The organism is Cellulomonas sp. Marseille-Q8402 (assembly GCF_965119525.1).
On sequence record NZ_CBCPLX010000001.1, the window covers coordinates 137577 to 157206 of the forward strand.

Annotated in this window: 18 protein-coding genes and 1 tRNA gene; 8 read left to right on the forward strand and 11 right to left on the reverse strand. The window is 74.0% G+C overall.

Features of this window, described 5'->3' with window-relative positions; genetic code table 11:
- Positions 1-42: 42 nt before the first annotated feature.
- Genes treZ through glgX form a run of 3 tightly spaced genes read right to left on the reverse strand, consistent with a single transcriptional unit; the run spans position 43 to position 6655 of the window.
- Entirely contained in the window at positions 43-1866 is a 1824-nt protein-coding gene (gene treZ / locus ACWPWW_RS00635; protein WP_454048420.1) for a malto-oligosyltrehalose trehalohydrolase, read from the reverse strand.
- Entirely contained in the window at positions 1863-4394 is a 2532-nt protein-coding gene (gene treY, locus ACWPWW_RS00640; RefSeq protein ID WP_454048421.1) for a malto-oligosyltrehalose synthase, read from the reverse strand. The genes treZ and treY overlap by 4 nt, the downstream gene beginning before the upstream one ends.
- Positions 4391-6655, reverse strand: a complete 2265-nt coding sequence (glgX, locus tag ACWPWW_RS00645; RefSeq protein ID WP_454048422.1) for a glycogen debranching protein GlgX — start codon at positions 6653-6655, stop codon at positions 4391-4393. The genes treY and glgX overlap by 4 nt, the downstream gene beginning before the upstream one ends.
- 312 nt (positions 6656-6967) lie before the next feature.
- Here glgX and ACWPWW_RS00650 point away from each other — a divergent pair, with 312 nt between their 5' ends.
- Positions 6968-7177 carry a hypothetical protein gene (locus ACWPWW_RS00650; RefSeq protein WP_454048423.1) on the forward strand — a complete coding sequence of 70 codons (210 nt, stop codon included), beginning with the start codon at positions 6968-6970 and terminating at the stop codon, positions 7175-7177.
- A gap of 22 nt (positions 7178-7199) precedes the next feature.
- Here the strand turns inward: ACWPWW_RS00650 and ACWPWW_RS00655 are convergent, their stop codons facing one another.
- The 3 genes from ACWPWW_RS00655 to ACWPWW_RS00665 form a co-directional block, all read right to left on the reverse strand.
- Positions 7200-8198 carry an IS481 family transposase gene (locus tag ACWPWW_RS00655; protein ID WP_454048424.1) on the reverse strand — a complete coding sequence of 333 codons (999 nt, stop codon included), beginning with the start codon at positions 8196-8198 and terminating at the stop codon, positions 7200-7202.
- A 105-nt stretch (positions 8199-8303) separates the two neighbouring features.
- The gene (locus ACWPWW_RS00660; protein WP_454048425.1) at positions 8304-8942 is read right to left on the reverse strand and encodes an isochorismatase family protein; all 639 of its coding nucleotides are present in this window, start codon (positions 8940-8942) and stop codon (positions 8304-8306) included.
- A gap of 48 nt (positions 8943-8990) precedes the next feature.
- Complete coding sequence (locus ACWPWW_RS00665) at positions 8991-9791, reverse strand: putative protein N(5)-glutamine methyltransferase (RefSeq protein ID WP_454048426.1); 801 nt, start codon at positions 9789-9791, stop codon at positions 8991-8993.
- Between the two features lie 130 nt (positions 9792-9921).
- On the opposite strand from ACWPWW_RS00665, the gene ACWPWW_RS00670 reads away from it, so the two are divergent.
- Together ACWPWW_RS00670 and ACWPWW_RS00675 are read left to right on the forward strand one after the other, a co-directional pair.
- Positions 9922-10938, forward strand: coding sequence for a methyl-accepting chemotaxis protein (locus ACWPWW_RS00670; protein WP_454048427.1), 1017 nt, complete (start codon positions 9922-9924; stop codon positions 10936-10938).
- A gap of 211 nt (positions 10939-11149) precedes the next feature.
- Positions 11150-11222: transfer RNA gene (locus ACWPWW_RS00675), tRNA-Leu, on the forward strand.
- Positions 11223-11265: 43 nt separating this feature from the next.
- Here ACWPWW_RS00675 and ACWPWW_RS00680 read toward each other — a convergent pair.
- The gene (locus tag ACWPWW_RS00680) at positions 11266-12501 is read right to left on the reverse strand and encodes an RNA polymerase sigma factor (RefSeq protein ID WP_454048428.1); all 1236 of its coding nucleotides are present in this window, start codon (positions 12499-12501) and stop codon (positions 11266-11268) included.
- Positions 12502-12504: 3 nt separating this feature from the next.
- Positions 12505-12858, reverse strand: coding sequence for a YciI family protein (locus tag ACWPWW_RS00685; RefSeq protein ID WP_454048429.1), 354 nt, complete (start codon positions 12856-12858; stop codon positions 12505-12507).
- A 279-nt stretch (positions 12859-13137) separates the two neighbouring features.
- Here ACWPWW_RS00685 and ACWPWW_RS00690 point away from each other — a divergent pair, with 279 nt between their 5' ends.
- The 5 genes from ACWPWW_RS00690 (at position 13138) to ACWPWW_RS00710 (ending at position 16729) form a co-directional block, all read left to right on the forward strand.
- The gene (locus tag ACWPWW_RS00690) at positions 13138-13764 is read left to right on the forward strand and encodes an ANTAR domain-containing response regulator (RefSeq protein ID WP_454050368.1); all 627 of its coding nucleotides are present in this window, start codon (positions 13138-13140) and stop codon (positions 13762-13764) included.
- Positions 13765-14125: 361 nt separating this feature from the next.
- Positions 14126-15388 carry an ABC transporter substrate-binding protein gene (locus ACWPWW_RS00695; RefSeq protein ID WP_454048430.1) on the forward strand — a complete coding sequence of 421 codons (1263 nt, stop codon included), beginning with the start codon at positions 14126-14128 and terminating at the stop codon, positions 15386-15388.
- A gap of 117 nt (positions 15389-15505) precedes the next feature.
- A complete protein-coding gene (locus tag ACWPWW_RS00700; protein WP_454048431.1) occupies positions 15506-15889 on the forward strand; it encodes a VOC family protein in 384 nt (127 codons plus the stop codon).
- On the forward strand, positions 15889-16254 hold the full coding sequence (locus ACWPWW_RS00705) for a DUF2277 domain-containing protein (RefSeq protein ID WP_454048432.1): 366 nt from the start codon (positions 15889-15891) through the stop codon (positions 16252-16254). The genes ACWPWW_RS00700 and ACWPWW_RS00705 overlap by 1 nt, the downstream gene beginning before the upstream one ends.
- 13 nt (positions 16255-16267) lie before the next feature.
- Entirely contained in the window at positions 16268-16729 is a 462-nt protein-coding gene (locus ACWPWW_RS00710) for a VOC family protein (protein WP_454048433.1), read from the forward strand.
- A 98-nt stretch (positions 16730-16827) separates the two neighbouring features.
- Here the strand turns inward: ACWPWW_RS00710 and ACWPWW_RS00715 are convergent, their stop codons facing one another.
- The 3 genes from ACWPWW_RS00715 to ACWPWW_RS00725 are packed head-to-tail and all read right to left on the reverse strand — an operon-like array spanning position 16828 to position 19629.
- Complete coding sequence (locus ACWPWW_RS00715; protein WP_454048434.1) at positions 16828-17658, reverse strand: ABC transporter ATP-binding protein; 831 nt, start codon at positions 17656-17658, stop codon at positions 16828-16830.
- Positions 17655-18653 carry an ABC transporter ATP-binding protein gene (locus ACWPWW_RS00720; RefSeq protein WP_454048435.1) on the reverse strand — a complete coding sequence of 333 codons (999 nt, stop codon included), beginning with the start codon at positions 18651-18653 and terminating at the stop codon, positions 17655-17657. The genes ACWPWW_RS00715 and ACWPWW_RS00720 overlap by 4 nt, the downstream gene beginning before the upstream one ends.
- Positions 18643-19629, reverse strand: a complete 987-nt coding sequence (locus ACWPWW_RS00725; RefSeq protein WP_454048436.1) for a branched-chain amino acid ABC transporter permease — start codon at positions 19627-19629, stop codon at positions 18643-18645. Before ACWPWW_RS00725 ends, ACWPWW_RS00720 begins: the two co-directional genes overlap by 11 nt.
- Position 19630 lies beyond the last annotated feature (1 nt).

Here is a 19630-nt window from a genome sequence, read left to right on the forward strand (position 1 = left end):
GTCGGCGTGTCGGTCCGGACCTTCCAACTGAGCCGGCGGGTGCTACGCGAGCACCGCCACCGAGCGCGCGGCCAGGACGACGTGCGCCTCGCCGTCGTCGCCGGCGGGCAGCACGCGGGCCTGGGTCCACGCCGCCCGCACCTCGAGGGTGTCGCCCGACCCCAGCGGCACGGTGCGCTCCGCGTCGGCCAGGTTGACCACGACGCGGGCGGCACCGCGGTGCAGCACCAGCCAGTCCGCCCACGGGCCCTCGGCCGGCGCGTCGACGGGCGCCCACGTGAGGTCCGTGACCCGCCGGTCGCCGGACGCGAGGTCCGGCACGGCGTCGCGCAGGGCGACGAGCGCCCGGTACCAGTCGAGCATCCGGGCGTGCCCCGGCAGCTCCGGCTCGGTCCAGTCCAGCAGGCCGGCGGCGAACGTCGCGGGGTCCTGCGGGTCGGGGACGTGGAACGTCTCGGCGTCCTCGCCGTACATCGCGGCCCAGCCGTGCCCGCCGAACTCCCGCGCGCGGCCTTCGCGGACGGCCTGCGCGAGCTCGGGCTCGGGGTGGTCGGTGACGTACATCCACGGGGTCCGGGCGGCCCACTCCTCGCCCATGAAGAGCATCGGCGTGAACGGGGACAGCAGCACCAGGGCGGCCTCGGCGGCGAGCGCGCCGTCGTCCAGGACGGCGGACGGCCGGTCCCCGAGCGCGCGGTTGCCGACCTGGTCGTGGTCGGAGCCGAACACGACGAACCGGTGCCCGTCGACCTCGGGCGGCACGGGCACCCCCCAGTCCTGCTCGCGGAAGGTCGAGTACCCGCCGTCGTGCACGAACACGTCGCGCATCGCCTTGCGGAGCGTCTGCGGTGCACCGAAGTCCACGTAGTAGCCGTGCCGCTCGCCCGTCAGCAGCGCGTGCAGCGCGTGGTGCACGTCGTCGGCCCACTGGGCCGTCATGCCCCAGCCGCCGTCGGCGGTCGGGGTGACGCTCACGGGGTCGTTCAGGTCCACCTCGGCGATGAGCGAAAGCGGGCGGCCCAGCTCGGCGGACAGCGCGGCGACCTCGTCGGACAGCTGCGCGAGCACGTGCCGCGGCGAGTCGTCGACGAGGGCGTGCACGGCGTCCAGGCGCAGGGCGTCGACGTGGAAGTCCCGCAGCCAGCGCAGGGCGCTGTCGAGGATCCAGCGGCGCACGTGCTCCGCGCCCTCGCCGTCGAGGTTGATCGCGGCACCCCACGGGGTGTGGTGCGCGTCCGTGAAGTACGGCCCGAACTCGCCCAGGTAGTTGCCGGACGGCCCCAGGTGGTTGTGCACCACGTCGAGGCACACGGCGATCCCGGCGGCGTGCGCGGCGTCGACGAACCGCTGCAGCGCGGCCGGCCCGCCGTAGGGCTCGTGCACCCCGTACAGGCCGACGCCGTCGTAGCCCCAGCCGTGCACCCCGTTGAACGGGGCGACCGGCAGCAGCTCGACGACCCCGACGCCCAGCGCCGCGAGGTGGTCCAGCCGCTCGGCGGCGGCGTCCAGGGTGCCCGACGGCGTGAACGTGCCGACGTGCAGCTCGTAGACGACGGCGCCGCGGACGTCCCGCCCGGACCAGCCGTCGTCCGACCAGGCGTGGCGGGAGGCGTCGAACACGCGGCTCGCGCCGTGCACGCCGGCGGGCTGCCACGGGCTGCGCGGGTCCGGACGCGGGTCCCCGCCGTCCAGCGAGAACGCGTAGTCCGTGCCGTGCGGCAGGTCGCGGTCGGGCGTCCACCAACCGTCGCCCGCGGGGTGCAGCGGGACGTCGACCACCCCCGCGTCGTCGGCGGCGGGGAGGTGCAGGGTCACGGCGCCGGCGCGCGGCGCCCAGACGGAGCCGGGGGCGATCGGGTGGGTCATGCGTCGGACCTCTTCACGAGCAGGGCCACGGGCAGGCGGTCCAGCAGGGCCGCCAGGGGCTGGACGCCGCCGTCGACGCGGCGGTCGGCGAGCACGTCGTGCCACTCGCCCTCGGGCAGCGCGACCGTGTGGTCGGCCCACCCGCCGAGCCGGTCGACCATGGCGGCCAGCCGGGTGGCGACGACGGCGACGCGCGGCTCGCCCTCGGCGGTGCGGGCGTAGGTCAGGACGTGCCCCGAGGAGTGCGGCAGCGCCGTGATCCCGGCGCCCGGGCCGACGAACGCCTCGGGCAGGTCCCGGCGCAGCCGCAGGGCACGGGAGGTGACGAGCAGCTTCTCGTCGGCGAGGTCGCGCGGGCCGGCGCCCTCGTCGAGCCGCGCCAGCCGGGCGGCCAGCGCGTCGGTGTCCACGGGCCGCCGGTTGTCGGGGTCGACCAGCGCGACGGCGGGGACCTCGGTGCCCTGGTAGACGTCCGCGACGCCCGGCAGCGTCAGCTGGACCAGCTTCTGCCCCAGCGTGGCGGCGCGGACGGGCTCGCGGGTGCGGTGCTCCCAGTCGGCCAGGAGGGCACCCACGCGCTCGTCGGCCAGCGCCTGCGTGGCGACGTCCAGCACCGCCCGCTCGTAGGCCTCGTCGGGGCTGGTCCAGGACGTGCGGGCCTTCGCCTCGCGCACCGCCTTGGTCAGGTACTCGGTGAGGCGGTCGGCGGAGATCGGCCCCTCGGCGGTCCAGGTACCGGCCAGCGTCTGCCAGAGCAGGTTCTCGGTGCGGCCGTCCAGCAGGGCGCTCCGGTACGGCGCGGACGCCGCGCGCAGGCGCTCCACCAGCTCGGCCCACTCCACGGGCAGCTCGGACAGCACGCCGAGCCGGGCCCGGACGTCCTCGCTGCGCTTCGTGTCGTGGGTGGACAGGGTCGTCATGCCGAGCGGGGTCTGGTGCTGCGCCCGGACGGCCCACGCGAGCAGCTCGGTGGGGGACAGGGAGAACCGCTCGGGCTCCCCGCCGACCTCGGTCAGGGCGACCAGGTGGGTCCACCGGTAGAACGCCGTGTCCTCGACGCCCTTGGCCATCACCGCGCCGCACGTCTGCTGGAACCGCACGACCAGCTCGTCGCGGCGCGGGTCCCGGGTCCGGCCCGCGCTGCCGACCTCCCGGCCGAGCAGCAGGTCGACGACCACGTCCATGGTCTCGGCGCGCTCGGGCGACAGGCGCTCGCGGGCGAGGCGGGCGGCGTGCTCCAGCACCTCGACGTCCGTGGGGTGCGGGGTGCGGCCGGGCACGACGTAGGCGCGGTACCGGTCCATCGCGACCAGCAGCTCGACCAGGCAGTCGTGCAGCGAGCGCCACGTGTGGTCGCGCAGCCGCAGGTCGTCGCGGCACACCTCGGCGGCCAGCTCGGTCAGCCGGTACACCTCGGCGTAGAGGGCGCGGTCGACGATCTCGCGCTTCGCGGTGTCGACCAGCTCGGGCAACGCGTCCGAGGACTCTCCGGTCAGCCGGTGCATCAGGGCGCCGAGCCGCGCGGCGCCGCCCGGGTCGACGAACGTCTGCTGGATCCGCCAGAGGGCCTCGTACCCGGTGGTGCCGGCGGTGTCCCAGTCGGCGGGCAGCTCCTCGTCGCCCTGCAGGATCTTCTCGACCACGACCCAGGCGCCGCCGGACCGCTCCCGCAGCCGCTCGAGGTAGCCGCCGGGGTCGGCCAGGCCGTCCGGGTGGTCGATGCGCAGGCCGTCGAGCACGCCCTCGTCGAGCAGCCGCAGCACCAGGGCGTGCGTCGCGTCGAAGACGTCCGGGTCCTCGACCCGGACGGCGGCGAGCGTGCCGACGTCGAAGAACCGGCGGTAGTTCAGCTCCTCGTCCGCGACCCGCCAGTAGGCGAGGCGGTAGTGCTGCCGCTCCAGCAGCTCGGCCAGCGGCAGCGCCTCGGTGCCCGGGCGGACCGGGAACGCGTGGTCGTAGTACCGGAGCACGGGCTGCGGCTCGTCGCCCTGCCCGGGGACCACCTCGTGCTCGAGGTGCAGCTCGCCCGACGCCAGCACGGTGCCGATCCGGTCGCCGAGGACCGGCATGAGCACGTCGCCCGCGCCCGCGGACCAGTCGACGTCGAACCAGGACGCGTACGGCGACTCGGGGCCCTCGGCCAGCACGGACCACAGGGCCTTGTTGTGCCAGGCGGGCGTCGGCACGGCCATGTGGTTGGGCACGATGTCGAGCACCAGGCCGAGGCCGGCGGCGTGCGCCCGGTCGGCGAGCCGGCGCAGGGCCGGCTCGCCGCCGAGGACCGGCGAGATCTCGTCGTGGTCCACGACGTCGTACCCGTGCGTGGAGCCGGGTGCCGCGGTGAGGACGGGCGACAGGTACACGTGGGTGACGCCGAGCCCGGCCAGGTACGGCACCCGGTCGGCGACGTCGTCCAGCGTCAGGTCGGCGCCGAGCTGCACCCGGTACGTCGACGTCGGCACCGGGCGGTCCGGTGCGGGCAGCCGGCGCGGGGGCGTGCGGGTCTCGGTCCCGCGGTCGACGCTCACTTCTTCCGTCGCGGCGCGGCGGGCTGGTCACCGGCCGGCGCCTCGGGGGTCGTGCCCTTGAGGTGCGAGGGCACGTCCGTGGACGCCGTCGACGGCGCGCCGGACGCGAGCGAGGTGGTCGCCGGCGCCTGCGTCACGGGGTCGATCTCCTGGACCGGCGGCCGCCGGAGCACGACGGTCGAGCGGTGCACCAGCTCGACCTGGGTGCCGTGCTTCAGCTCGTCGCCGGGCGCGAGCTGGTGGTCCGTGTCGAGCGCCACCGTCCAGGTCTCGCCGTACTCCGCGTCGGGCAGCGTGAACGTCGTCGACTCCGGCTGGGCGTTGAACAGCACGAGGAACGAGTCGTCGACGATCTCCTCGCCGCGCAGGTCCGGCTCGGCGATCGCGTCGCCGTTGAGGAAGACCATCACGGAGCGGGCGAACTCCTCCTGCCACTGCGCGTCGGACATGTGGGTGCCCGCGGGGGACATCCACGCGATGTCGCGCAGGTCCGACTCGCCGCCGCGCTCGGGGGCGCCCGCGAAGAACCGGCGGCGCCGGAACACCGGGTGCTCGCGGCGCAGGTGCACGACCTGCCGGGCGAACTCCAGCAGCTCGGTGCTCGGCTCGTCCAGGTCCCAGTCGACCCAGGACAGCTCGTCGTCCTGGCAGTAGACGTTGTTGTTGCCCTGCTGGGTGCGGCCCAGCTCGTCGCCGTGGGCGATCATCGGCACGCCCTGCGAGAGCAGCAGCGTGGTGAGGAAGTTGCGCCGCTGCCGGCCGCGCAGGTCGTTGATCTCCGGGTCGTCCGTCGGGCCCTCGACGCCGCCGTTCCAGGACCGGTTGTGGCTCTCCCCGTCCCGGTTGTCCTCGCCGTTCGCCTCGTTGTGCTTCTCGTTGTACGCGGTGAGGTCGGCGAGCGTGAAGCCGTCGTGCGCGGTGACGAAGTTGACGCTCGCGATGGGCCGGCGCCCGGTGTGCTCGTACAGGTCCGAGGAGCCGGACAGCCGGCTGGCGAACTCCGCCAGCGTGGAGGGCTCGCCGCGCCAGAAGTCGCGGACGGTGTCCCGGTACTGGCCGTTCCACTCCGACCACAGGGGCGGGAAGCCGCCGACCTGGTAGCCGCCGTCGCCCAGGTCCCAGGGCTCCGCGATCAGCTTCACCTGGGAGATGATCGGGTCCTGCTGCACGATGTCGAAGAACGCCGACAGGCGGTCGACCTCGTGGAACTGGCGGGCCAGCGTGGCGGCGAGGTCGAACCGGAACCCGTCGACGTGCATGTCCTGCACCCAGTAGCGCAGCGAGTCCATGATCAGCTGCAGCACGTGCGGGGACCGCATGAGCAGCGAGTTGCCCGTGCCGGTGGTGTCGAAGTAGTGCGCCAGGTCGTCGTCGACGAGCCGGTAGTACGACGCGTTGTCGATGCCGCGGAAGCTCATCGTCGGGCCGAGGTGGTTGCCCTCGGCGGTGTGGTTGTAGACCACGTCGAGGATGACCTCGATGTCGGCGGCGTGCAGCGCCTTCACCATGGCCTTGAACTCCTGCACCTGCTGGCCGGTGCTGCCGAAGGCGGCGTAGGCGTTGTGCGGCGCGAAGAACCCGATCGTGTTGTAGCCCCAGTAGTTCGACAGCCCCTTCTCCTGCAGGGAGGGGTCGTTGACGAACTGGTGCACCGGCATCAGCTCGACGGCCGTCACGCCCAGGCTGCTGAGGTGCTCGATCACCGCCGGGTGCGCGAGCGCCGAGTAGGTGCCCCGCATCTCCTCGGGCACCGCGGGGTGCAGGCGGGTCAGGCCGCGCACGTGCGCCTCGTAGATGACCGAGTCGTGGTACTCGTGCTGCGGCGGGCGGTCGTGGCCCCAGTCGAAGTACGGGTTGACCACGACGGACTTCATCGTGTGCGCGGCGGAGTCGTCCTCGTTCCGCTCGTCCTCGGCGCCGAAGGTGTACGAGTACAACGACGGGTCGCCGTCGATCTGCCCGTCGATCGCCTTGGCGTAGGGGTCCAGCAGCAGCTTCGACGGGTCGCACCGGTGCCCCTGCTCGGGGTCGTACGGGCCGTGCACCCGGTAGCCGTACCGCTGGCCGGGCTGGAGGGCGGGGACGTAGCCGTGCCAGACGAACGCGTCGACCTCGGGCAGGTCCACCCGCGTCTCGTCGCCCGCCTCGTCGAACAGGCAGAGCTCCACCCGCTCGGCGACGCCCGAGAACAGCGCGAAGTTCGTGCCGCTGCCGTCGTACGTCGCACCCAGGGGGTAGGGGCGTCCGGGCCAGATCCTCATGCGCGTCAGTCCTCCGGGGTCGGTCGGTGACCGGGTGGGTGCCGGGGCGCGGTGGCGCCCCACTGCGCACAGCGTGCCAGGGGTGCTCACGGGTCGCCCGACGAAAGCGGGTGCACGTGCGTCACACGGCGGACCCCCGTACCGGCCGCGGCGGGACGGGGTGAGTGGTCCGCGGGCAGGGCCGTCCGGGTGACGGGACGCGAGGCCGGGCGGCGGCCGGGCCGGGTATCCCCGCAGTTCACCCGCTGCCAGCAGCCCGTTCACCCCTCTGGACTATCGCATAACGGGCAAATCGGACTCATGCTCATCGGTATGGCGGACGAGGACGAGGCGCGGGTGGTCATCACCAACGCAGACATCGCGGCAGCGAAGCGCGACTGGCAGCTCGCCCGGTCCCGTGGCGAGCTGCCGCACCGCGTGGACGCCGCGTACGACGTGTACCGCCGCCTGGTCTCCGCGCAGGCGCAGCAGATCGCCGACACCTTCCGCGAGGGCGGGGTGCTCCGGGCGGACCAGGGCTGAGCGGGCGGACCAGGGCTGAGCGCTAGCTGTAGTTCGCCGTGAGGTTGTGAACGCGGTCTGCGGGGACGGCGCCGCCGATGCCGGTGTGGGGTCGGTGGTGGTTGTAGTCGTGCAGCCAAGTCTCGTAGGTCGCGGTGCGTGCCTCGTCCGAGGCGTAGGTCGCGGCGTAGGCCCACTCGGTTGCCAGGGTGCGGTTGAACCGTTCGACCTTGCCGTTCGTCTGCGGTCGGTAGGGGCGGGTCCGTCGGTGCTTGGCCTCGCCGAGGGCGGCGGCGAAGTCCCGGGACCGGTAGCAGGCGCCGTTGTCGGTGATGACCGCGGTGACCTGGATCCCGATGCCCGCGAAGTGCGCGCGGGCTCGGGTCCAGAACGCAGCGGCGGTGTCCTTGCGCTCATCGTCCAGGATCTCGGAGTAGGCCAGGCGGGAGTGGTCGTCGACCGCGTGGTGCAGGAACCGGTAGCCGCGTGAGCCCTTCGCCCCGGCGCGCGCAGCCCGGTCACGGGTCACGCCGGCGGCGCGGTCTTGGGCCGAGCCGCGTCCGTGGGCGCGCCAGCCGCCGCCGTCGGGGATGCGTCCGAGCTTCTTGATGTCGACGTGCACCAGGTCACCGGGCGCGGCGGCCTCGTAGCGGACCGGTGCTGGTCGGCGCACCGGTAGGCCGGTGGCCTGGTCCAGGTGCGCCAGGTGCGGCATCCGGTAGCGGGCCAGGACCCGCCCGACCGTCGCCCGCGGGACGCCCAGGTGGTAGCCGATGCGGTGTGGCCCCCACCGGCGGGTGAACCGCAGCGCGATGATCCGCCGCTCGGTGCGGCGCGGGCAGCGCCCGGGCGAGCGCCGCGGGCGCGAGGACCGGTCGGTCAACGGCTCACCGGCGCGATACCGCCTGGCCCACTTCGCGGCCGTGGCCGGTGAGCACTGGAACCGCTCGGCGGCGCGGCGCACGGACCAGCCGTCCTCGACCACGACGCGCGCGAGCCGGAGCCTGCCGGTCGGTGTCAACGGGGCGTTAGCGTGGGTCACGAGGACCTCCGGGTGTTCGAGGACGGTGTGGTAACCCCTTGAATACCGGAGGTCCTCGTCATCTGTCCCGGACCACGCTGATCACAACGTCCCGAGGAACTACAGCTAGCGCGCGTCCGACGTCGTCAGGGTCACGCCGCGCGCCGAGAGGCGGGTCAGCGCGTCGATCGTGGTCCGGACCCCGACGCCCGCCGTCAGGTCGGTGAGCACCCGCACGTCGAAGCCCGCGTCCAGCGCGTCGAGGGCGGTCGCGGTGACGCAGTGGTCGGTCGCCAGGCCCACGACGTCCACGCCGTCGACCCGGGCCCCCCGCAGCGCGTCGGCGAGGCCCTCCGGTGCGGCGTCGCCCTGCGCACCGGTCTCGGCCCGGGCGCCGGCCCCGAGCGGCGTGACCTCACCCGCGAACCCCGAGTAGTCCTGGCGGCCTTGGCCCTTGCGGACGTGCACCGTGCCGGCCGGCAGCCGCAGCGCGGGGTGGTACGCCGCGCCGGCGGTGCCCCGCACGCAGTGCTCGGGCCAGGTGGCCACGTAGTCGGGGTCCGCGCCGACGGCGAAGTGCCCGGCGTTGTCGTGCGGCAGCGGCTCGTGCCAGTCGGCGGTCGCGACGACCACGTCGTACCCGTCGCCCGCCCGGGCGATCAGCTCGCTCACGCGCTCGGCGACCGCGGCTCCGCCCGCCACGGCCAGGGCGCCGCCCTCGCAGAAGTCGTTCTGCACGTCCACCACGATCAGCGCCCGGCCCACCGTCGACTCCCTCCGCGGGCGCGCCCCGTGCGGCCCGGCGGGTCCACTCTACGAACGCGGCCTCGACGGACGCCGCGCGACGACGACGGTGCCGTCCAGGTCGTCGTCGTGGACCACGCGCACGGCGAGCCCCTGCCCCTCGCACGCGGCCGCGGTGGCCCCGGCCTGGCGGACGCTGGTCTCGATCAGCAGGTGCCCGCCCGGCGCGAGCCACCGGGGCGCGGCCGCGGCGACCCGGCGGTGCAGCTCGACGCCGTCGGCCCCGCCGTCGAGCGCGGTCCGCGGCTCGTGGTCCCGGGCCTCCGCCGGCATGTGCGCGATCTCCGCCGTGGGCACGTACGGCGCGTTCGCCACCACGACGTCCACCCGCCCGCGCAGGTCGTCGGGCAGCGGCCCGTCGAGGTCGCCCAGGAGGACCGTGCCGAGCCCGCCGAGGTTCCGCCGCGCGCACGCCACCGCCGCCTGCTCGACGTCGACGGCCCAGAGCGCGGTCCCCGGCCGCTCGGTGACCAGCGCCAGTCCCACCGCCCCCGTCCCGCAGCACAGGTCGACGAGCGTGCCGCGGTCCGGCAGGACGTCCAGCGCCTCCCGGACCAGCAGCCCGGTGCGGGCGCGCGGGACGAACACCCCGGGCTCGACGGCGACCCGCAGGCCCCGGAACTCCGCCCAGCCGACCACCTGCTCGAGCGGCTCCCCGCCGACACGGCGGTCCGTCATCGCGGCGAGCGCGGCGGGGTCGGCGGCCTCCGCGACGAGCAGGGCGGCCTCCTCCTCGGCGAAGACGCAGCCGGCGGCGCGCAGCCGGCCGACGAGCGCGACGAGGGCGGCGGGGTCCAGGGCGACGGGCACGACCGGAATCTACGCCGGGGCACCCGCCGGCCCCACCGGATCCCCCGTCCGCCGTGGCTCAACGCAAGCCCCGGCCGGTCGATAGGCCTGGTGAGCGTGAGGGAACCGCATACCTGGAGGGAAGGCCGTCGTGCCGGAACGGGTCGTGCGTCTGGCCGACGAGGTCGGGCGTGTCACGGGCGAGAAGCTGCAGGGCATCGAGCAGGTCGCCCGCAGCACCAAGATGCTGGCGCTGAACGCGCTCATCGAGTCCGCACGCGTCGGCGAGGCGGGCGCGGGCTTCGCCGTGGTCGCGCGGGAGGTCGGTGAGATCGCGGACCGGGCGCGCGCGCTGTCCGAGGAGCTGTCCTCCGAGCTGCAGCCGCGGATCGCCGAGCTGACCGAGCTCGGGCACCAGCTGGTGGGCCGGGTGCGCGGGCAGCGGCTCGCGGACCTCGCGCTCAACGTCATCGAGCTGATGGACCGCAACCTCTACGAACGGTCCTGCGACGTCCGGTGGTGGGCGACCGACGGCGCGCTCGTCGACGCGCTGACCTCCGGGGAGCCGGCGGCGGCGCAGCACGCGGGTGGCCGGCTGGCGACCATCCTGCGCAGCTACACGGTGTACCTGGACCTCTGGCTGGCCGACGCCGACGGACGGGTGGTCGCCCGCGCCGCGTCGGACCGCGCCGGGGACCGCGTGCTCGGCGCCGACGTCCGCGACCAGCCCTGGTTCCGCGCCGCGATGGCCACCCGCTCCGGCGACGACTACGCCGCGCTCGACGTGGCCCGCGACCCGCTGCTCGGCGCGCCGACCGCCACCTACGCCACCGCGGTGCGCGAGGGCGGACGCCCCGACGGGCGCGCCATCGGGGCGCTCGGCGTGTTCTTCGACTGGGAGCGCCAGGCGCAGGCCATCGTCGACGGCGTGCGCCTCGAGCCCGCGGAGCGCGACCGCACGCGGGTGCTGGTCCTCGACCGCGACGGGCTGGTGCTCGCCGCCTCGGACGGCGTGGGCGTCCTCGCCGAGCGGCTGCTGCTGCGCACGGGGGACCAGGCGACCGGGTCGTACGTCGACGAGGACCGCACCGTCGGCTTCGCCGCGACGCCCGGCTACGAGACCTACGAGGGGCTCGGCTGGTACGGCGCGCTCGTGCAGCAGGCCTGACCGCAGCGGGGCGGTGGCGGGGTCGGGAGTGCCCTGCCGACCCCGCCGGTCCCGCGGACCCCTCCCGGCCGCGGCACCCCGGGAGTGGAGCACGGCGCGCGGGCGCCTGAGTGGTGCTCGGTGACGAGCTGAGTGGCACCACCCCGCACACGGGTGGCGTCGCTCCGGGGGGCGTCACCCGGGACGGCTCGCGCCGGTAACCTGGTCCGGCGCCCCGATAGCCCAACGGCAGAGGCAATCGGCTCAAACCCGATCCAGTGTGGGTTCGAATCCCACTCGGGGCACCTCCGCCGTCCTCCCGGGCCGAGCGCCTCGTGCCCGCGCGACTCAGCCGCCCAGCGCGTCCCGCCGCCGGCGGAGGAACGCCTGCTCGGCCGGGTTGCCCGTCGCCGCGATCGCCCGGGCGTACGCGTCCGCCGCCTCCCCGTCCCGCCCGAGCCGTCGCAGCAGGTCCGCCCGCACGGCGTGCAGCACGTGCAGCCGGTCCAGGTCGAGGGCGTCCACCACGGGCAGCGCCGCCCCGGGCCCGTGCACCTCGGCGAGCGCGACGGCCCGGTTCAGCGCGACGACGGGGGAGGGCGCGATCACCATCAGGTGGTCGTACAGCGCCAGCACCTGCACCCAGTCGGTGTCCCGGGCCCCGCCTGCGGTGCTGTGCACCGCCGCGATCGCGGCCTGCAGCTGGTACGGCCCCGGCCGGTCCCGGCGCAGGCAGTCCCGCACGAGCGCGCGCCCCTCGTCGGCCTGCGTGCGGTCCCAGAGCGAGCGGTCCTGCTCGTCGAGCGGGACGAGGTCCCCGGCGGCCGAGGTGCGGGCGGGGCGGCGTGCCTGCGTGAGCAGCATCAGGGCGAGCAGCCCGCGCACCTCGGGCTCGTCGGGCATCAGCTCCAGCAGGAGCCGGCCCAGCCGCACCGCCTCGGCGCACAGGTCGTCGCGCACGAGCCCCGCGCCGCCCGACGCCGTGTACCCCTCGGAGAACACCAGGTAGACCACGGCCAGGACCGCGCGCACCCGGTCCGGCAGCTCGGCGCCGTCCGGCACGCGGTAGGGGATGTGCGCGTCACGGATCTTGCTCTTCGCCCGCACCAGACGCTGCGCCATCGTCGCCTCGGGCACCAGGAACGCGCGGGCGATCTCGGCGGTGGTCAGCCCGCCGAGCAGGCGCAGCGTCAGCGCCACCTGCGCCGCCGGGGCCAGCGCCGGGTGGCAGCAGGTGAAGATCAGACGCAGCCGGTCGTCCTGGACGGCGTCGGCGGTGGCGATGGCGTCCACCTCCTCCGGGGTCGGGTCGTGCAGCAGCGCCGCCTCGCGGTGCCGGCCGCGCCCGACCGCCTCGCGCCGGAGCCGGTCGAGCGCGCGACGGCGGGCGGTCGTGACGATCCAGCCCGCCGGGTCCGGGGGGAGCCCGTCCGCCGACCACCGCCGCAGCGCCTCCACGAAGGCGTCCTGCACCGCGTCCTCCGCCAGGTCCAGGTCGCCGTAGGCGCGGGTCAGCGTCGCGACGGCGCGGCCGTGCACCGCACGGAACACGCCCGCGACCTCGGCGGGCCGGGCTCCCCGCACGCCTCAGTCCGTGCCGCCGTGCCGGAAGGGCCGCACCTCGACCGGGAGCCCGACGGCCTCCGCGAGCCGACGGCCCCAGTCCAGCGCGCCGTCCAGGTCGGCGGTCCGGATGACGGTGAACCCGCCGAGGTGCTCCTTGCCCTCCAGGTACGGACCGTCGGTGACGAGCACCTGGTCGCCCTCGGGTCGCAGCACCGTCGACGCGGTCGGCTGGTGCAGGCCGCCGGCGAACAGCCAGACGCCCGCGTCCCGCATCTCGCGGTCCAGGGCGCCCACCCGCTCCATGACCGGCTGCAGCGCCTCCGGCGGGGGCGGGGGGCCGACGGGCTCCCACAGGTTCAGCACGTACTGCTCCATGGCACACCTCCGTGGTGCTGGCGCCGGCCGGGGTGGCCGGCGCTCACCCTCTGCACGAACGATGCGCCCCGGGATCGACACGACGGAAGGGGCGGATCCGGCCGTCGGCCGCCGTCGCGACCGCCCGCACATCCCGACCAGGTGGTCGGCGTGCCGAGGTTCACAGGCCCCGCATCCGCCACCACGGCGGTCGTGGTCCTAGAATCACTCCTCGTGAGCACCCAGGACGCGACGCCGAGCGACGAGGCGCAGACCGCCGACACCCCCCTCGACCTCGAGATCCCGCAGGCCCGTGCGGCCGAGAAGGCCCCGGAGCCGGGTGCCAGGCCGGCCCGGCGCGCGGTGGTCGCGGAGGACGAGGCCCTGATCCGCATGGACGTCGTGGAGACGCTCCGCGAGGCGGGCTTCGACGTCGTGGGCGAGGCCGGCGACGGCGAGCAGGCGGTCGCCCTGGCCACCGAGCTCAAGCCGGACGTCGTCGTCATGGACGTGAAGATGCCCGTCCTGGACGGCATCTCCGCCGCCGAGCGGATCGCCAAGGCCCACCTGGCGCCGGTCGTGCTGCTCACCGCGTTCTCGCAGACCGAGCTCGTGGAGCGCGCCCGCGACGCCGGCGCGATGGCGTACGTCGTCAAGCCGTTCAGCCCGTCCGACCTGCTGCCGGCGGTGGAGATCGCGATCTCCCGCTACGCGCAGATCACGGCGCTGGAGTCCGAGGTCGCCGACCTCGCCGAGCGCTTCGAGACCCGCAAGCGCGTCGACCGCGCCAAGGGCCTCCTCATGACCAAGATGGGCCTGTCGGAGCCGGAGTCGTTCCGCTGGATCCAGAAGACGTCGATGGACCGCCGCCTCACCATGCGCGAGGTCGCGGACGCCGTGATCGACCAGGTCGGCGGCGCCGCCTGATCCCAGACGCCCTCCGGCGTCGCCGAGGCCCGGTCCACCACCCGGTGGGCCGGGCCTCGTGCTGTCCGGACCCCGCGCCGCCGGGACCGTCGTCGGTCGGTCGTCCGGCCGTCGCCGGCCACGCGGGTGCGGGCTCGTCCCCGCCGTGCGAGCCTGTGCGGTCTGGGGCGCCCTGCCCCGTGATGACGCGGGGGAGCCGGGAAAGTCACGAATCGGCAACAACCTCGCGATGAGACGCGAATGTCACACGGTGGACACACAGGACGCATACGTTCACGCGCAATCGCCGGTGCACGGGCAAGGCGCCGGCATCCGACCGGGGCTCCCGGCCGGCAGTACTCATCGACAGGAGTACCACCGCATGACTCGTACGACACAGGCCGTCCAGGCCGCAGCCCTCGCCGGCGCCGTCGCCCTCGTGCTGACCGCGTGCGCCGGTGACGACGGTGGTTCCGGCGGCGAGGAGACCTCGGGCGGCGGCTCGAGCAGCCCGCTGATCCTCGGCACCCTGCTGCCCCAGACGGGCACCCTGGCCTATCTCGGCCCGCCCGAGATCGCGGGCGTCGACCTCGCGGTCGAGGAGATCAACGAGGCCGGCGGCGTGCTGGGCGAGGACGTCGAGGTCGTGCACGCGGACTCCTCCGACGCCGACCACGCCGAGGTCGCGACGCAGTCCGTGACCGACCTGCTGTCCCAGGACGTCCAGGTCATCATCGGTGCCGCGTCGTCGTCCGTGACGCTCAACGTCATCGACGACATCACCGGCGCCGAGGTCGTGCAGATCTCGCCGGCGAACACCGCGACGTCGCTGTCCGGCTACTCGGACTTCTACTTCCGCACCGCCCCGCCGGACACCGTGCAGGGCGCCGCGCTCGGCAACCTGATCGTCAGCGACGGCCGGGCCAACGTCGGCATCCTCGTGTTCAACGACGACTACGGGACCTCGCTGCGCGACGTCGTCAAGACCACGGTCGAGGACGCGGGCGCCACGGTCGTCTACGGCAACGAGGGCGAGGAGTTCGACCCGGCCGCGAGCAGCTTCGCGACCGACGTCACCGCCCTCATGGCGACCAGCCCCGACGCCGTCGTGGTCCTGGCCTTCGAGCAGACCAAGCAGATCATCCCCGAGCTCGTCGCCGCCGGCGTCGACCCGTCGACGATCTACATGGTCGACGGCAACACGGCCGACTACTCGGCCGACTTCCAGCCGGGCACGCTCGAGGGTGCCCAGGGCACGATCCCCGGCGCGTTCCCGAGCGACGACTTCCAGGAGCGCCTGAAGGGCGTCAACGCGGACCTCACCGACTACGCGTACGGCCCCGAGTCGTACGACGCGACCATCCTGGCGGCCCTCGCGGCGGTCAAGGGCGGCGGGACCGACGGCCCGACGATCCAGGCCAACCTGGCCGCGGTCTCCGGCGCCGACGGCGGCGAGGAGTGCACCACGTTCGCGGACTGCGTCGAGCTGCTCGACGCCGGCGAGGACATCACCTACGTCGGGCAGGCCGGCATCGGCCCGTTCAACGAGGACAACGACCCGTCGTCCGCGTTCATCGGCGTCTACCAGTACGGCGCCGACAACAAGAACACCTGGATCGAGGCGGTCGAGGGCGAGGTCGGCTGACCCGCTCCGATCTGCGGCCGGGAGCAGGGGGACCGGCCGGCTCCACCGGGGGCCCGGGACGCGCGAAGCGTCCCGGGCCCTTCCGGCGTGCCGCGCCGCGGGCGTACCGTCCGGGAGATGGACTTCCGACTGGAGCTCGTGCAGGTGCCGGTCTCGGACGTGGACCGCGCCAAGGACTTCTACACGCAGCGGGCCGGCTTCGTGCTCGACCACGACCACGAGGTCGGTGGGGGCATCCGGTTCGTGCAGCTGACGCCACCGGGGTCGGGGGCGTCGATCGCGATCGGCACCGGGCTGACGACGATGCCGCCCGGCTCGGTGGAGGGGCTGCAGCTGGTGGTCTCCGACATCGAGGCCGCCCGCGCCGAGCTGACGGGCCGCGGCCTCGACGTCGGGGAGGTGCAGGACTTCGCGTGGGGGCGGTTCCTGTTCTTCGCCGACCCCGACGGCAACCGCTGGGCCGTGCAGCAGATCGTCGCCACGGGACAGGAGCAGGGCTGATGTGCCGGAACATCACGACGCTGCGCGGGCTCGAGCCCGCCGCGACCGGAGACGAGATCGAGGCGGCCGCGCGGCAGTTCGTCCGCAAGGTCAGCGGCGTGCAGGCGACGAGCGCGGCCACCGAGGGGCCCGTGGAGCGCGCGGTCGAGGAGATCGCGGCGGTCGTGACCCGGCTGCTCGAGGAGCTGCCGGAGCGCCGCAGCCCGCCGGCCACCGTGCCGCCGCTGCGCCGGCCCGAGGTCCGTGCCCGGCTCGGTCTCGACGCCTTCGGGGACGACCACGACCACCCGCACGACCACGACCACGACCACGACCACCCGCACGACCACCCGGACGTGCACCCCCACGAGCACGTGCACGCGTGAGCGGGGACCGCCGATGAGCCGCCGGATCCAGGTCACCTTCGACGCGCACGACCCGCGCGCCCTGTCGACGTTCTGGCGGGACGCGCTCGGGTACGTCCACCCCGGCCCGCCCGGCGTGGCGGTCCCGGACGGCACCGACCCGCTCGCGGCGTGGGAGGAGCTCCTCGACTCGATGGGCGTCCCGGAGGACCAGCGCAACGAGCGCTCCGCCATCGAGGACCCGGACGGCGACGGCCCGCGGGTGTTCTTCCAGAAGGTGCCGGAGGGCAAGGTCGCCAAGAACCGCGTGCACCTCGACGTCCGGGCCGCCCCCGGGCTGGACGGCGACGCCCGGATGGCCGCGCTGGAGGCCGAGTGCGACCGCCTCGTCGGCCTCGGTGCGACCCGCGTCCGCCGGTTCGACCCGGAACCCCCGCTCGGGGCCGGCCACATCGTCCTGCAGGACCCGGAGGGCAACGAGTTCTGCCTCGACTGAGCGGGGTCGTGCGATGACGCACGGCGAGGTCGAGGGGTTGCCGGCCTGGACCGGCCGGAACCCCTCGACCTCGCGGCAACCCCTCGACCTCGCGGCCGTCAGACGACGGGGGGTGCCTCCGGGGGGGTCGGCTTGGTGGCCGACTCGACGTCGGTGGCCAGGGTGCCGAGGTAGAGCTCGATCACCTTCGGGTCGTGCATCAGCTCGCGGCCGGGGCCGGAGTACGCGTTCGACCCCTGGTCCAGCACGTACGCGCGGTCGCAGATCTGCAGGCAGCGCCGGGCGTTCTGCTCGACGATGACGACCGACACCCCGGCCTTGTTGATCTTCCGGGTCCGCAGGAACGTCTCGTCCTGGCGGACGGGGGACAGGCCCGCCGACGGCTCGTCGAGCAGCAGCACCGACGGGTCCATCATGAGCGCCCGCGCCATGGCGACCATCTGCCGCTCGCCGCCGGACAGGGACCCCGCCCGCTGCTTGCGCCGCTCGCCGAGCACCGGGAACAGGTCGACGATGAAGTCGAACCGCTCCGCGAACCGCCTGGGCGCCTGGAACAGCCCCATCTCCAGGTTCTCCTGGATGGACAGGGACGGGAACACGTTGTTGGTCTGCGGGACGAAGCCGACCCCGCGGCGGACCAGCGAGTCGGCCCGGTGGTTGGTGATGTCCTCGCCCTTCAGCACGACCGACCCGGACCGGATGTTCACGAGCCCGAACAGCGCCTTGAGCAGCGTGGACTTCCCGGCGCCGTTCGGCCCGATGATGCCGACGAGCTCGCCGGGGTGCACGACCAGGTTGCAGTCGTTGAGGATGTTCACGCCCGGGACGTAGCCGGCCACCAGGTCGGTCGCCGCGAGCAGCGGCTCCCCGACGGGTGCGCCGCGGTGGACGGTCGAGGGGTCGGACCCCTGCACGGCGGTGCTGCTCATCGGGTGCCCTCCTGGTTGGCGGCGGCGGCGGCCGCCTGGTTGGCCTGCTCCTCGGCCTCGAGCTGCTCGATGCTGCCGTCGTCCAGCAGCGCGTCGTCGCCCAGGTCGGTGTCGTGGTGCGCGCCGAGGTACGCGTCGATGACGGCCTGGTCGGCCATCACGTCCTCCGGCGGACCCTCGGCCACGATCTTGCCCTCGGCCATCACGACGACCCAGTCCGAGATGTGCCGGACCATGTGCATGTCGTGCTCGACGAACAGCACTGTGGTGCCGTCCTCGCGCAGCGCCTGGATGTGCCCGAGCAGCGACTGGGTCAGCGCGGGGTTCACGCCGGCCATCGGCTCGTCGAGCATGACCATGGTCGGGTTGCTCATCAGCGCGCGGGCCATCTCCAGCAGCTTGCGCTGGCCGCCGGACAAGGATCCGGCGTAGTCGTCGCGCTTGGCGTCGAGCTTGAACCGGGCGAGGAGCTCCTCGGCCTGCTCGGTGATCTCCCGCTCCCGCGCCTTCCACAGCGGCGGGACGAGGGCGGTGAACAGGTTCTCGCCGGACTGCCTCGTGGCCCCCAGCTTCATGTTCTCGATCACCGTCATGCGCGACAGCGCCTTGGTGAGCTGGAACGTCCGGACCATGCCGGACCGGGCGACCTTCGCGGCGGACACGCCGGAGAGCGACCGGCCCTCGAAGGACCAGGTGCCGGTGCTCGGCTTGTCGAAGCCCGTCAGCAGGTTGAACAGCGTCGTCTTGCCGGCACCGTTCGGGCCGATCAGCGCGGTGATGGCGCCGCGCTGCACCTCCAGGTGCCCGACGTCGACGGCGGTCATGCCGCCGAAGTGCCGGGTGACCTGGTCGGCGACGACGATGGCGTCGGGCTTGGGCACGCCGGGCGTGTGCGCGACGTGCGCCAGGTCCGCGACGACGCGGTCGCGGCCGGTGGCCGTGGTCGCGTGCGGGACGTGCGCGGGGACGTGGCCCCTCGGGGACTCAGCGGACATCGATCGCCAGCTCCTTCTTGTCGCCGAGGATGCCTTGCGGTCTGAAGATCACCAGCAGCATCAGCGTGACGCCGACGATGATCCAGCCGAACTGCTCGATCTGCTCGGTGCGCATGATCGACTCGGGGACGCCCACGCGCATGACCGACTTGATGAGCATGAGCGACACCCAGAAGATGATCGACCCGAGCACCGGGCCGAACACGGTCGCGGCGCCGCCGAGCAGCAGGATCGTCCAGACGAAGAACGTCATGGGCCGGCCCATGGAGTCGGGCTGCACCGCGCGGGGCAGGACGTAGATGATGCCCGCCACGGCGCCGATCACGCCGCCCAGGACGAGCGACTGCATCTTGTACGAGTAGACGTTCTTGCCGAGCGAGCGCACGGCGTCCTCGTCCTCGCGGATGCCCTTGAGGACGCGTCCCCACGGGCTGCGCATGAGCAGCCACACGAGGAGGCAGGCGAGGGCCACGACGGCCCAGCCGACGATGCGCACCCACCACGAGTTGGAGGCGTTCATCGCGTACTCGAACGGCCCGAGCGCGAAGTTCCCGTCGGGCAGGGGAGACGCGTCCTGGAACGTGTCCTTGTACGAGTTGCCCCGCAGGCCCGAGGAGGCGCCGGTGAGGTCGGTGAGCGCGGTGGACCGCCCGATCAGGCGGACGATCTCGGCGGCGGCGATCGTGACGATCGCCAGGTAGTCGCCGCGCAGCTTGAGGGTCGGGATGCCGAGCAGCAGGCCGAACACGGCGGCGCACGCGATCGCGACCAGCACCGCGGCCCACAGGGGCCAGCCGGCGATGGTGGAGATGGCGAAGCCGTACGCGCCGAGCAGCATGAACCCGGCCTGACCCATGTTCAGCAGGCCGGTGAGGCCGAAGTGCACGTTGAGGCCGATGGCGGCCAGGGCGTACGCGGCGGTCGTCGGGGCGAAGATCTCGCCCGCCACGTTGACGAGGATGCGGGACCACTCCATG